The 14,470-nt window shown below is 54.0% G+C and carries 6 protein-coding genes; all 6 read left to right on the plus strand.

The genetic code is table 11. From position 1 onward, the window contains the following. Window positions 1-36: 36 nt before the first annotated feature. Window positions 37-2,649, plus strand: coding sequence for a hypothetical protein (locus ACN4EG_RS25055; protein ID WP_431633017.1), 2,613 nt, complete (start codon window positions 37-39; stop codon window positions 2,647-2,649). Between the two features lie 167 nt (window positions 2,650-2,816). Further along, window positions 2,817-5,195: a tetratricopeptide repeat protein gene (locus tag ACN4EG_RS25060; protein ID WP_431633018.1), complete on the plus strand. Its 2,379-nt coding sequence runs from the start codon at window positions 2,817-2,819 to the stop codon at window positions 5,193-5,195. 2 nt (window positions 5,196-5,197) lie between these two features. Then, the gene (locus ACN4EG_RS25065) at window positions 5,198-6,466 is read left to right on the plus strand and encodes a glycosyl hydrolase family 8 (RefSeq protein WP_431633019.1); all 1,269 of its coding nucleotides are present in this window, start codon (window positions 5,198-5,200) and stop codon (window positions 6,464-6,466) included. A 156-nt stretch (window positions 6,467-6,622) separates the two neighbouring features. Beyond that, window positions 6,623-9,193: a cellulose biosynthesis cyclic di-GMP-binding regulatory protein BcsB gene (locus ACN4EG_RS25070; RefSeq protein ID WP_431633020.1), complete on the plus strand. Its 2,571-nt coding sequence runs from the start codon at window positions 6,623-6,625 to the stop codon at window positions 9,191-9,193. Next, complete coding sequence (gene bcsA / locus ACN4EG_RS25075) at window positions 9,190-11,793, plus strand: UDP-forming cellulose synthase catalytic subunit (protein ID WP_431633021.1); 2,604 nt, start codon at window positions 9,190-9,192, stop codon at window positions 11,791-11,793. Before ACN4EG_RS25070 ends, bcsA begins: the two co-directional genes overlap by 4 nt. Before the next feature lie 813 nt (window positions 11,794-12,606). Next, window positions 12,607-14,157 (plus strand): serine/threonine protein kinase, encoded by a 1,551-nt coding sequence (locus ACN4EG_RS25080; protein ID WP_431633022.1) that lies wholly within the window; start codon window positions 12,607-12,609, stop codon window positions 14,155-14,157. Window positions 14,158-14,470 lie beyond the last annotated feature (313 nt).

Below are 14,470 nucleotides of genomic sequence, written 5' to 3' on the forward strand. Positions count from 1 at the left end.
AGATGTGTATAAGAGTCTGCCGCCGCCCCTTCTCAGGTGGCTCCTTCAGCGATCGCCCCAGAGCAGCCACCCTCTCCCCACCAGGCTTTGCTAAAGCCTCAAGCTCCGTCACCCGCGACACCTCTACCGCTAGCCCAAGCCCCTACCCAGACTAGTCCTGACACCCAGGTTGCCAAAGTTCTGCGGCTGGGTTCGCCTGGGTCGCCATCTCTGCACCGTTCAGCTTCCCTCTCCCACGCAGCCCTCAGCGAAGCCAGTTACATTTCCAGCTTGGCGGGACAATTGACCCTAGCCCAGGACTTGGGAAGTCGCGATCGCACCCTCGTTCCCGCAGAACCCGCCTTTTTACCCCAAACGCCCCCGATCGACGATCCCAGCCAGCCCACCCATTCGTCATTGGCTCCGACCCCAGCAAGTGTCGATCGGATTCCCCTCACCTCCGGTCAGCTGCTTCAATCGAGCCGGGGCATCCCCAATAACTTCATTGCGCCCCATCAACCTCAGCATGTGGCTTCCAGGGTTGTCAGTCCGTCCCATCAGTCTAATTGGGTGGGCAGCATACCCGCTAATTTGCAAGCAGTCACCCTAACTACCACACCCCAACCCTTGATTGCCCAAGCGATCGGGCAACCTTCTCCAACGCCCATGCCACCTAACACGGCTGGGAGTTATGCGCTACCGAACCCCATTCTTCCCAGTGTTAATCCTGGCTTACCCACAGGCTATGCTCTCCCCGGCAATGTTCCTGGCTATCCCTACAGCCAGCCAATGGGTTACGGCCAGCCGATGGGTTACGCACAGCCGATGGGTTATGCACAGCCGATGGGTTATGGCTATTTCGCTCCCTACCCCGCCCAACCCCCCTATCCCCAAACCCCCTATTCCCAACCTGCCGGAATTCCCACAGTCAACCGCTTACCCGTTCCCGCCGCCCCCATTCCCTCTGGTGTAGCCTCTTCCTTACCCAGCGGTTATGCCTATCCCATGGCCCCCATGGGTGGCCCAGCCACGCCGATCGCCCCGAACACGATCGCCCCAAATCTGGCCCAAGTTCCTATGGGCTATCCCTACGGGGCTGCACCGGGCGGTTATGGCACACCTGTCTATGGCACACCTGTCTATGGCACACCTGTCTATGGCGCACCACCCGCCGCTCCCCCCAATCCCTATGGCTATCCTGTAGGCGCTTATCCGGCTGGGATGTCTCCTCAAATGGGCCAGTATCCCCAGTATCCCCAGGCAGGCCAGTATCCCCAGTATCCCCCCCAACCGGGGGCAGGGGCGTATCCCGGTGCCTATCCCACCGCAGGCTATGGCTATCCGGCTATGGCTAATCCTTATTTGATGCAATCGGCTCCAGGGGTGCCCATGGCTCCTCCTGCTGCATCCATGATGCCTGCGGCTCCTGCCTATCCGGTAATTCCGCAGATGGGCTATGTTCAACCCATGCCCTCGATCGGCATTATTCCACCCCTTTCTGCACCCGTGAATGTGCAGCAGGTGAATCCAGGGATTTATGGAGCGCCCGCCTTGGCCCAGCAAGGAACGATCACGAACCAGCCCCTGCAAGCTCCTGTCGATCGGGAAGGGGTTTTACTGGAACCGGGTTCTGCCCAAAAACTGCAAACGGCCAATCGACCTCTATTCCGCAGTACGGCATTGACCCAGCCCAAACTGACGCTGCAAGGGACTTATCTCTATCAAGCCGACGAAAGTTCCGCCCGTGCCCGCTTGCAAGGCATTTATCCCCTCAGTTCGCGGGTGTTGTTTGGGGCCAGCCTTGATCTGAGCACAGGTAATGCTTTTACCGATACCCCCAACGATGGCTTTAACGTCAACGAACTGTACTTGGCCACTTCCCTACCGGAAATTCCCAACCTCCGCTTTTCCGTGGGGCAGTTAGATCTTACGTCCTACTTCGATCGCAACAGCTTTGCCAAGGACGGCGCAACCCACTTCTTTAACTCGATTTTCCAAACCAACCCCGCCCTCTCTGCGGTGGGACTGTCTTCCCGCCCCGGACTCCTAGTGAACTGGAACCTCACCGATAACATCGAAGCGAAAGCAGCTGCATTTTCGTCGGCGCGGGGTTTGGGTGACTTTAGCTTTGATGGCTTCGCGGGGGAATTGGGGCTGCGCTACGGCAACACCATTATTCGTGGAACCTATGCCACCGGGCGGGAAGCAGGCTCCAAGGATGGGCCAGCCGGAATTTTTGAACTGCCCCGTAGTAATGGCCAAAGTGGGATCATTCGCGGCGATCGAGAAGAAGCCTACGGCGTAAACGCAGAAATCTTCTTTCCCGGTAGCAATATGGGAGCCTTTGCCCGCTATGGTCGGTACAACAACTTAGATCTGGACACCGGGGGCGATACCTTTAGCGGTGGGATTAGTTTCCTGGATGTCTTTTCCCAGGACGATCGTCTAGGGGTTGCCTACGGTCGCGGGTTGTCCAACGAAAAACTCCGGGCGCGATCGGGCGAACGGAAACCCGACGCCTTGGAAGTCTTCTATGACTTTCGCTTCCTGCCCAATTTACGCCTGGGATTCTCGTTACAAGGCCGCAATGATTTCTCTGACATCGTGGCAGGGGTACGGCTGAAAACAGAATTTGATATCACACCGAAGGGCTTGGTCAATCAACCCTAATTCCTCAACTGTCACTCACCAAACCTACTCCCGACCCCGTAAGCGGACATAATTTGTTGACAGATTTGGTGGAAAGAAGTTGACAGCATGAATTGGCATCCCCATAACGCTCCCTCGCAACGCTCCTTAACTCACCTCTCGCAAGATATGCAGGCTGAAGGGATTCGATGACACTTTCCCATTCCATAGGTCAAATCAGACGGGTTTCCTGGGCAACCTCCCTCTTGGCGATTCTTACCGGACTCCCTGTAGCACAATTAGCAACGCTCAATGCGGCGATCGCCCAATCCCCTAGCGCCTCCTCTGCGGCTCCGCCATCGGAAACAATTGTGGCCCAAGCGGAAACTGTTCCGATCGAAGTGCGGCAGGGCTACACCCAACTGAGCCAGGGCTTGGTCGATCAGGCGATCGCCACCTTTCAACAGGCCATTCAACGCTATCCCAATTCCGTTGAGGCAAAGTTGGGACTCGCGATCGCCTACCGTCGAGCCGGGAAGGATGCCAACGCCTTTACCGCCTATCAAAAGGTCTTAGATCAAGATCCCAAAAATATTTTGGCCCTGCGCAGTATCGGGATTTTGGGTGGGTTTAAGCCAGAATGGCAAACCAAGGGAATTGAAGCCCTGACCCAACTGCTGGCATTGCAACCCAACGATCTCGAAGCCCGAGCCCAGCGGGCCTTGCTCTATGGCTACCAGGGCAAATTTAGCGAGTCCCTAGCCGACTACGAGCAGGTGCTGCGGGCGGGCAAACCGACGGCAGATGTCCTGTTAGGGGCCGCGCAAATTTATACCTACAGCGGCAATTCCCAACGGGGGCTGGAATTGTTTGAGCAATACCGCCAAGTCTCCGGCAAAGCGATTACGGGTAATGCCACGATCGCCTACGCCCGAGCCTTGCGGGAAACGGGAAACCCCAGCAAAGCCGTGCAAGTTCTGGAAGCCCAGTTACCCAAACAACTCAACGACTACGCCATCCAAGTGCGATCGGAACTGGCCCAAGCCTACTTGGCCAACCAACAAGCCGCCCAGGCATTGGCGACCTTAGATCCCCTGCGAGGCCGCGATGAAGCCCGCTTACCTCTGGCCCGAGCCTTAAACGAAATCGGTCGTCAGCAGGCGCGTCCCGACTTGCAAGCCGAGGCTGCAACGCTTTACCAACAAGTTCTGCAATCAACCCCCAATCCTTCACCTTCCTTAGTGCGGGAGGTGGCGGACGTGCTCAGCGGCATTCGGGGCCAGGAACAAACGGCGTTGGCGCTGTTCCGACAACTGGTGCAGCAGAATCCCAACGATCGGGTGCTAAACCTGCAACTCCTGGCCTTGGAAAGTCGTTTGGGGACGCTGCCCAGAGCGGAAGTGACCCAACGGCTGCGGGGGTTACTCAAGCCCTTGCCCAGTGACCCGGCTCAACTGTTGGCGATCGCCCAAGCCCTGACCCGCATTGATCCTGACCCGGAATTACTGCCCGTCTACCAATCCTTGCTGCAAGCCGGGGTGAATGAGCCGTTTTTGCATTTCCGCATTGCCCAACTATTGATCGAACGAGGCGACTATGCCAATGCTCGGGCAGCCTTAGCGACCTACCGCGCCACCCCCCAAGGAGCCCAGGATCTCGCGGTTGAACTCCTGCTAGCGGACATCGATCGCCGGGAAGGCAACCTGGAATTTGCAGCCCAGCGCTACCAAGCCTTACTCGCCAGCGGCACCCAGGATGTGGATTTGATCAACGGAGCCATGCGCGGTCTAGCGGGCATCCGACTCGCGCAAAATCGGCCCCAGGAAGCGCTGTATTTCTACGATCAACTAGTGGCGCGCAACCCCAACGACTGGTCGATTCGTCTAGGCCGCACCGCGATCGCCTACCAAGCCAAACTGATCAGCGAGTTTGACGCCGATGCAGTGATTAACCAATTCCTGCAATTCCGCCCTGCCAACACCCCCCAGGAGTTGTACACCCTCGTGGGTCTGTTGCCCGCCCGCGCCTACCGCGAACCGCTCTATGCAGCCCTGGTCGCGGCTAATCCTAGCAATGCCGATGTGCAGGTGCGCTGGATTCAGGTGATGGCGGCGCGCAATCCCGTCCAGGCGCAGATTATGGCCAACCGTCTCCTGGCCCAGATGCAAAGCGGTAACTTGGTCAGTAACTTGTTTCTGCGGGGGCGGCTAGCGGAAGCCCTCGGCAACTTAGACCAAGCCGATCAAGCCTACGCGGCGGTGCTGAACCTGCAACCGGAAAATATCGATGCCATCTCGGCCCTGGGGGGTGTGCGCTTCCAGCAGCGCCAGTTCGCCTCCGCCGAACGCCTGTATACCCTGGTGCAGGTGCTGCAACCGGAAAATACGACGGTACAGCGAACTCTGGCGGATTTGAGTGCCGCCTCGGGAAGACCGTTACAGGCCCTCGATCGCCTAGAAGCGCTGAAGATGCAACAGCAAATGACCCAAGGCAGTCTTCCCGATCCCAGCCTGGTGCGTCGCCAACAGGAAATCCAGGAAGGCTATCTGCAACAACGGGGCTTCCAACCCCCCTGGGAAAGGTACTAGCCATGCGTCCTGTTGTTCTGTTCACGATTCTTTTAGGGGTGATGCCTTGGTTGGGGCTGGCTGGCTGCGATCGATCGCCATCGACGCCCAGTAAACCCACCCTCAAGCCTGTGCCCCATACCGCCATTACCGTGAGTCCTGCCCCCAATAGTCGCAACCTGCTCAAGGAAAGCTGGGAGTCCTACCGCAAACGCTTTATCCAAGGAGATGGCCGGGTGATTGACTGGGAAGACGAGGAAAAATCCACCTCCGAAGGCCAAGCCTATGCCATGTGGCGATCGGTGTTTGCCAACGATCCCACCACCTTTGAGCAAACCCTGCGCTGGGCCGAAGAAAATCTCCGCCGCGAAACCCCGCAAAAGCAAACCCTCGATTCCCTCTGGGCTTGGAAATGGGGCAAACAGAAAGATGGGCAATGGACACAGTTAGATCCTAACTTTGCGGTGGATGCCGATATTGATGCCTGTTTCGCCTTAATCCTGGCGGCCCAACGCTGGCAAAAACCGGAGTATTTGGCCCTCGCGAAAACCAAATTGCAGGACATCTGGCAGCACTCAACCACGGTGGTTAAAGACAAACGCTATTTGCTACCGGGGCCGATGATTGCCTTTCGGCAGGGTAATTTAGTGCGCCTGAATCCCTCCTACCTTGCGCCCTATGCCTTTCGCCTATTTGCTGAAGTCGATCAATCGCGGGATTGGTTGGCCCTAGTGGAGACCAGTTATGAAATTTTGGAAGCCTCCGCCACGGTGTCCAGTGCAGGCTTGCCCAGTGATTGGATCGGCCTCGATGCCGACACCGGACAATACCAAGCCTTGGTTAAACCCAGCCCAGTGCTGAGCCAGTACGGATTTGATGCCAGTCGCGTTTGGTGGCGCGTGGCTCTAGATGGCTTTTTGTACAACGAGCCTCGGGCCACGCAATATTTGCAGACCCACTTGGCCACGATCGAATCCCTGTGGCGATCGCAAAGGAAAATTCCCGCCCAGCTTGATCTTCAGGGCAATCCCTTGGTGAAGTATGATGCCACTTCTCAATACGGCATGCTCTACGCCGCCTATCAACTCGTCAATCCGGCCTTAGCCCAGGAGATCTATCAACAAAAATTGCTCCCTCGCTATCGAGGAGGCTTTTGGGACAACGATAAAGCGTACTATACGCAAAATCTCGTTTGGTTCGGATTGCTGCCGCCCCAAGCGATCGCCCAAGCTCTGCAAGGGCAATTTTCTGAGCTGTCAGAGTTCCATAAATTTAAACAACCGATGAGTTAAAGCACCAACGGCATCAATCACTGAATTAAAGCAACCACCGAATTAAAGCAACAAAGGAGTTAGAGAACCAACAGTCGAAATTAGAACAACCACGCTAGACCCGAGACTTGAGCCAATCCTAGGAACCCCATCCTCTTGCAAACAGACTGAGCCGTTATGAAAAAGCGTCATCCCAACCTGTCCCCCACCCAGCAGCGATCGTCCTCCCGCCGTTTTCGTTTCGTAAAGCCCCGCTGGACTCCCCTTATGTTGCGATCGTGCCTCTTGGGGGGGCTGAGCCTCCTCACAGGACTTGTGGTGCTACTGTCCCACAGTGATCCTGGCGGGATTGCCTTGAGCCAAGGAATTCAACAACAGGAAGATCAGGTAATTCGCAACTACAAATTACCCTCTGCGCCGCCGCCCGCGCCGGTCTATCAACCTGCACCAGACCCTGCCCCTGCTCAACCGGCTCCGGAACGCGCCCCGGTGGAAAGTCGCCCGATCGAACCCGCCCCAGCCCAGCCCGACGCCTCCGATAAACCTGAGTCTGACAAACCGACCGATACCACTAAAGACAAGCTGGAAGACGACACCTCTGCCACGGAAGTTGCCAGTCTGAGCGGTCTGAATCGCTACGTGTTGGAATTTAACCGCAGTCCGGCGATCGGAAACCGCTTTCGGCTCCAGGGCGTCTATGCCGAATCTCGCCTCGGGTTCACCCGCCCCCGCACCTGGCAGATCAAAACCGCCAAAGTCCTCGTGCGGTTTCGCCATTCCCCCGATTTGGCCGCTGGTAAATCCAACTTGATTGTGCGGGTGAATGACACCAGTGTGGGCAGCATTCCCCTCAACCTCAAGCAAGCCCAAATTGGCGAATCGATCGTTGAAATTCCCGCCAACCTGCTGCAGGATTACAACGAAATCACCCTGGTGGCCCAACAGCAAAACACCAGCAATTGTTCTAGCGCCCAGGACGACAAGCTGTGGACAGAGGTGCTACCCGATTCCAAAGTCGTCATGGATTACCAAACCAAGGGCTTTCCCCTCGACTTCAGCCGCTATCCCTATCCCTTCTTTGACAACTTAGCCTTAGATACAGCAAAAATTAACTACCTGATGCCAGCCCAGACCAATCCGGAATGGTTACAGGCGGCCAGTCGGTTCCACAGTTATATGGGTCGCCTTGCGGACTTCCGCCCCATGGAAACCACTCTCGTCAAAGAAGCCAAAAACTTCCAATGGAACGATCGCTTAGTCATTATTGGCACTCCGGACGAACAGCCCTTACTGAAGTCGCTCAAACTGCCCTTAGCCATCTCAGGCAAACAATTTCTGCAAGCGGACAAAGCCCCCCTGCCCGATGATGTCGGCATTCTGGCCCTGAGTACTTTGAAAAATGGTTCTGTGCCCGTCTTGGTGATTTCCGGCAATAGTCCAGCAGGCGTCACCAAAGCAGCCCAGTTCCTCGTACAAGCCCAGGACAGTCAAATTGGCACCGGCCAATTCATCCTCGTGACCAGCGATCAAGTCCCTGAAATCACCTCTCCTGCGGTGCGTGATTGGCCAAAATATCTCCCCGGTCGCAGCCAGTTTAATCTCAGCGATCTGCGGGGCAATGATGGCAAAGCTTTCCAAGATGTCACCGTGCGCGGCTCCTCTGCCCCCCGAATTGATTTTGATTTCCGGGCTTTGCCGGACGATCGCTTCATTCGCGGCAGTACCATGACCGTTCGCTACAGTTACAGCGGCCAAGTGGACACGAGCAAATCGACCATTTCCGTGGTGGTGGATGGCATTGGCATCGGCAGCAAAAAGCTCTCTAACGACAATGGAGCCAGTCAAGAAACCTTTGTAGTAGACCTACCCGCAGATCTGATCACCTCCACCTCCAAAATTGGGGTGGATTTCCGACTGGTGCCTAAAGCACCTGAACAGTGCGGCCAAATTACCGATCAGCAACTCTGGGGCACCCTGCATAAGGATAGTAGTTTTAATCTCAACCGTGAGATTTCTGTGCAGTTACCCGATTTGAAGCTGTTCACCACGGGCTATCCCTTTGCCGCCCCCCAAGACTTGTCCCGCATGGCGATCGTCCTGCCAGATAAGCCTTCGGAAACAGAAGTGATGACCCTGCTCAAACTGAGTGAACGCATGGGCCGCATCAGCCAAGCCAAATCTGCGAGACAGGAAGTCTACACCACTAGCAAGCTTCAGGACTCCACCAAAAAATTTAAACATCTCGTCGGCATTGGCACCCGAGATCGCTTCCCCTTACCGGAAGTCTTCCAGGAAAAGGACGGCTTTAAATTGCTGGATGGTCTGACCCGCCAGTTTAAACAAACCCAAATCCAAACATTGCCCGACACAGGTGGGGTCGTCCAAACGGTACTCTCCCCTTGGAATAGCGATCGGGTCATCCTAGCCCTCACTGCCCAAACAGAAGGGGGACTAAAACAGGTGCAGGATGTCCTCAACAACGACAGTTGGTTCTATCAACTGCAAGACGACACCGCCATCATTTCCGCCAACCCCAACACCTCGCCCTACGACAGCAACGGCTACCAGTTCCAGTTCTTCCGGCAATCGGAGCAGCGGAGCCTAGAGAACCTCAATCCCATCAGTCGGATGCGGCGGGTCTTCCAAAATAATTGGTGGTTGCTGCCTTCGGGCATTATTGGACTATCGATTCTGCTGTATGGCATTGCCCAACTGTACCTCAAGCGTGTTGCGGGAGAGTCCCCATGAGTTCCATGTCCAACGGTTCGCCCAACTTACCCGAACCCAACCCAAGCACCCGCCGCCCCCGCAGCAAAAGTGCTCAGGTAGTGGAGTGGTTGGTGGATTTGATTCCCAATTTCTTCGATCGTCTGTTTGGGCGCTTGGGGCGGAGTCAACTGGTGTGGTTAATGGCCTTTATGGCGCTGTTTTCCCTGCCACTGATCATCACCCCCCTCACCATTCCCCAGCAGGGCATTGTCGCTGTCATTTTGGTGGGATTGGCCTGGTTGGTGACCGCAGTAGAACAAAAGCAAGCCGCCGGACGCACCAGTGAGTATTTCCATCTCTTCCTCGTCTGGCTCAGTTTAATTACCACCTTCCGCTATCTCTATTACCGGACAAACTATACCCTTAACCTGACCGGTGGCTGGGTGGATGCGGTGTTTAGTATTCTGCTCTACATAGCGGAACTGTATGCCATTCTCACCCTGGGACTGTCCTATTTCCAAACGCTGAAACTCAAGGATCGCAAACCCATCGACATTGCGGGAATTTCCGAAGATCGGTTGCCGTTAGTCGATATTTACATTCCCACCTACAGCGAAGATGTGGACATTGTTCGCAAGACAACCCTCGGGGCGTTAGCGATCGAATATCCCCGGAAAAATGTTTATATCCTGGACGATGGACGGGCCGAGAAATTCAAAGCCCGCCGGGAAGAACTGCGGCAAATGTGCACCGAGTTAGGCTGTACCCTGCTGACCCGAGACAACAACGACCACGCCAAAGCGGGCAACATTAACACAGCCCTGCGACGCACACCGGGGGAGTTAGTCCTGATTCTGGATTGCGACCACATTCCCACTCGCAACATTCTCAAGGAAACCGTCGGCTTTTTCAGCAGACCCAAAGTTTCCCTTGTCCAAACCCCCCACTGGTTCTACAACCCCGACCCCTTTGAACGCAACTTGCAAACTGGCGGCAAAGTTCCAGTGGGGAATGAATTGTTCTACAAAGTTTTGCAAAAGGGCAACGACTTTTGGAATGCGGCCTTTTTCTGCGGCTCAGCGGCGATCGTGCGCAAGTCCCATTTGCTGGAAGTGGGGGGCATTGCGGTGGAAACGGTGACGGAGGACTGTCACACCTCCCTGCGGTTGCACGCCCTAGGCTATGAATCCGTCTACTACGACAAAATCATGGTGGCGGGTCTGGCTCCGGAGAAATTCTCGGCCTACGTCGGTCAGCAGGTACGGTGGGCGCGGGGCATGGCGCAAATTCTGCGGATTGAAAATCCCCTGTTCAATCCCAGGTTGAAGCTCTCCATGCCCCAACGGATTTGCTACTTCAGTGCCACATCCCACTTTTTCTTTGGCTTTCCCCGATTGATGTACGCGATCGCTCCGGCGTTGTTCTTGGTGTTTGGCATCAACCCCATTCGGGGTCTCGGGCTGGAAACCTTGGCCTATGCCCTGCCCCACTTCATCATCTCCACCTACGCCAACTTCATCACCTACAAACATGTGCGATTTTCCTTCTGGAATGAAATCTATGAATTCGCCATGTCCTTCCATGCAGGCATTGTGACTTTTCTGGCGTTGATTAACCCCAAATTGGGTTCCTTCAACGTAACGGACAAAGGCTTAACAGTGACGAAACGCAGTTTTGACTGGCAATCCTCGCGGGGACTGGTCTTTGCAGGCGCGTTGGTGGTGGCTTCGATCGTGGCGGCTCCCTTCTGGCTGTGGCTGCGGCCCGATGCGGCAGAAGCGGTTTTGGTCAACCTGTTCTGGAGCTTTTTCAACTTGATTTTGATTGTGGCCTCGGTGTTAGTTGCGTTTGAGCAACCACAACTGCGCCGATCGCACCGCCTCGATCGTAAACTCGCCGCTGTCATCTACAGCCAAGACAATACGCTGAAAGGTTCTACCCTCAATGTGAGTGAGACAGGTTGTCAGGTAGTGCTGGATTCCTGGGCAGATTTATTGGATGTAGTGGAAGTCGAATTAGTGGGCGATTATGGCACCCGTGCTTTCCTGAAAGGTCAAGTCGTGCGAGCCTTGCCCGTGACAGACACCCAACTGGTAGTGACGCTAGATTTTGTCAATCCGACCCAAGCGCAACTGGATGCTTTAGCGATCGTCATCTATTCCGATGTCAAGGAGTGGTACTCCCAACGGCGGGAACAGTCCGATGATCCGCTGGGGTCGATCCGGTTCATTACCACCAGTCTCCAACGTGCCTTCCAAATCCGCCGTCCAGAAACCAGCCGGATGCGCGTGCGCAAACCCATCAATGCCTTTGCACAACTCTATTGGAAAGGGTCGTTCTATGGGGCTCGGGCTGTGGAAATTGGGGGACGCAGCCTGCGGCTGGAAATGTCAGCCACTAGTCTGAGTAACAGTGTGGCGGACATTGAAGAACTCAATCTGGGACAACCGTTAGTAGGATTATTGATCAGCCAGGATGCCAATGACATGAAACCTCGCCGGCTGTTAGCCCAAGTCGATCGGGTGGGCTACGGCGAAGGAGACGATCGAGGCAATCTGATGATCGATCTGTCTTTCCCTGACCAAGTTATGGATAAACAGGAAACCAAGATTAAACAGTTAGTCAAAACCTTGAACTAATCGATTTTCTGCTAGCAAGGATTCTCGCTGACGAGAGGCTACACCAGTCCTCTCGTTTTTTGTTGCGTGCATTCAATCATGGCCCCTCAGACGCCCCTCATAACGCGCCCAGAGTAGCCACTAAGAAGTCTTTACAACGGGGGTTCAACGGGGTTCCCCCAGCCTCATAATGCCCCCACAATCCATGCTGGCTGATTAGTTCACCAAAATTCCCGGAGTCTTTCTGATTGGGGATGTATCAATCCTGTAATTGCAATCCTGTCAAACCCGCAGGATCCGTTCCAGAGAACCTTTTCTTGCATTGCGACAAGAAGCTCTGGTCACGGCCTTTGCAACAGGGCCTTTGCAACAGGGCCTTTGCAACAGGGCCTTTGCAACAGGGCCTTTGCAAATTGTGTTCTCCAGAATAATGCCTATGGAAGATAATTCGTACGATCGCGGAGTTCTGCCCAACTTTTCCGCTACCTTGATCAACACTCTCAGTACAAACCCAATACCAGGAAATCTTTAGCAACGTTAGTTTTCCAAAACCTGATGTCCATACTGATCTCAGCGGACTCTGAACTTATTCAAAACTTCAAACTAACTATTTCAGTGCTATTTCAGTGCATCTTCCAGAGCATTTGTGGCTTGTTTAAAGGATTGTCAAACCTGAAGGGCCCCTTATCAGTGCCGTCATTACTGACCCGGTACCGACTCAAATCCTAATGATCCCGACAACCTCGATCGCCAACAACCTATCCAACTCCTCACGCTCTTAAACTCCACGCTCTAAACTATTAGTATTGCGCCGTGCACACTTTGTTGATCCCCATGCCCGAACCCAACAGCGATCTTCTCAATAACCGCTATCAACTACTGGAGTTGATAGGTAAGGGTGCAATGGGCCGAGTCTACAGAGCAAAAGATACCCGCCTAGGCGCTGTAGTCGCTATTAAATTTTTGGCACAAACATTACTAAACCGAAGAATGCGCGATCGCTTTTGGACGGAAGCGAGCATCTGTGCCCAACTAGGACAAAAAAGCATTCATATTGTGCGAGTAACGGATTATGACGTAAACCATGAGGATGTGCCGTATTACGTCATGGAATATTTGCAGGGAGAAAGTCTCAGCGATATCATCCGGCGGCAACCCCTGCCCCTCCCTCGCTTTCTCTCCCTCATTCGGCAAATTATCCTAGGACTCCAAGCCGCCCACCAAGGTATTGACATTGACGGTACGATTTGTCCAATCATTCACCGTGATATTAAACCTAGCAATATGCTAGTGACTCAAGATCAGAGTTTGGGGGAATTGGTCAAGGTACTCGATTTTGGGATTTCTAAGCTGCTGCAAGAGGATAGCAACCAAACCAGCACCTATATGGGGACGATGGTTTATTCTTCCCCAGAGCAAATGGAAGGTCGGGAATTGGATGTTCGCTCGGACATCTACAGCCTGGGCGTTATGATGTTCGAAATGCTGACGGGGAAACTGCCAATCCATGCAGAGACCCACTCTTTCGCAGGATGGTATCGAGCCCATACCTCCCACCCCCCTCGTCCCTTGTCTGCCGTCGCTCCGGGAATGACGTTTCCAAAAACCTTGGAAGCATTGGTCATGAGTTGCTTGGCTAAAAATCCCCAGGATCGGCCTCAAACCGCGATCGACATCCTAAAATCCCTTGAGCCTCTAGAAGAACGTTATGAGGCAAATCGTAGCCTGAGCGATCGGATTAATGGGGCATTGATGCGGCAATCTTTGCTCGTGGGGGCGGATGGGGTCGATCGTCGCAGCACTTCTCGCGGTCGGGGTACGACTTCTGTCTTGGATGAGTTGTATCGCGTGGCGACTTGGCCCCAGGATAAACCGATCGGAGCCATTACGTTTCTTCGCAATTTAGAAATTTACCAAAAGCAAGTCCCCTTAGTCTGGGCCATGTTGCCCTACGAAGAAATCAAAGAGCTCAAGTTGCATCAACTCTACAACCGCATCTACAAAAATGTGCTCTGCTTGCCATCGCCCTATCCCTTAGCCATTTGGACAACGGCAATCTACAATCACGCCTGCCATCAGGGACGGGATCCCCGTTGGTTTTCCCATTTTCTCGATTTGCGGACAGCCCAAGGCCAAGAAATTCTTCACTTGTTAGGAGCTCAAGGGAAATATTACCTGTTAATCTTTGCCCAAGAAGTGCCTCAAAAATGTGCATTGGTTTTAGAAATGTCGATTAATGCACAGTTACAGTCCCGTTTGCAAGAGTGGGCAATCCTCAGTCCCACTTGGCGACCCGTCGGCGATCCAGGTTTAAGCAAAAATATTCTTAAGAATGAGCTGGACAAGGTCAAAGTTAAAGTCAATCAAGAATTTACCAAGCGATAGTTAAGCATGAGAGTCAACAAAAGAGTCAACAAAAAAGTTGATTCTTTAGGAATGCACTGATTGTAACTATAGTGGTTGTCTTGACAACCGTTTTGACTACGTTAGATTTATCGTCAGATGCATCATTGCTCAAGGGAGTATGCATTCAGCAGATATGCATTCCCGATATACATTACCTTCCCGATATACATTACCAAGGGATCTTGCGAGCAAATAACATCTCCGATTGATCTACCCACCTAGGGATTTGCCAAGAAATAATATCCCCTCTTCATCCCCCCACCCTCCTACCCTTTTACTCTCCTACCCCCTA

The organism is Alkalinema pantanalense CENA528, from assembly GCF_050753345.1.
In the GTDB taxonomy this organism is placed as follows: Bacteria; Cyanobacteriota; Cyanobacteriia; order Leptolyngbyales; family Leptolyngbyaceae; genus Alkalinema; species Alkalinema pantanalense.

Coding starts and splice junctions, on each gene's coding strand:
- ACN4EG_RS25060 (WP_431633018.1), top strand. CDS start 2,817: ATGACACTTTCCCATTCCATAGGTCAAATCAGACGGGTTTCCTGGGCA.
- ACN4EG_RS25065 (WP_431633019.1), top strand. CDS start 5,198: ATGCGTCCTGTTGTTCTGTTCACGATTCTTTTAGGGGTGATGCCTTGG.
- ACN4EG_RS25070 (WP_431633020.1), top strand. CDS start 6,623: ATGAAAAAGCGTCATCCCAACCTGTCCCCCACCCAGCAGCGATCGTCC.
- bcsA (WP_431633021.1), top strand. CDS start 9,190: ATGAGTTCCATGTCCAACGGTTCGCCCAACTTACCCGAACCCAACCCA.
- ACN4EG_RS25080 (WP_431633022.1), top strand. CDS start 12,607: ATGCCCGAACCCAACAGCGATCTTCTCAATAACCGCTATCAACTACTG.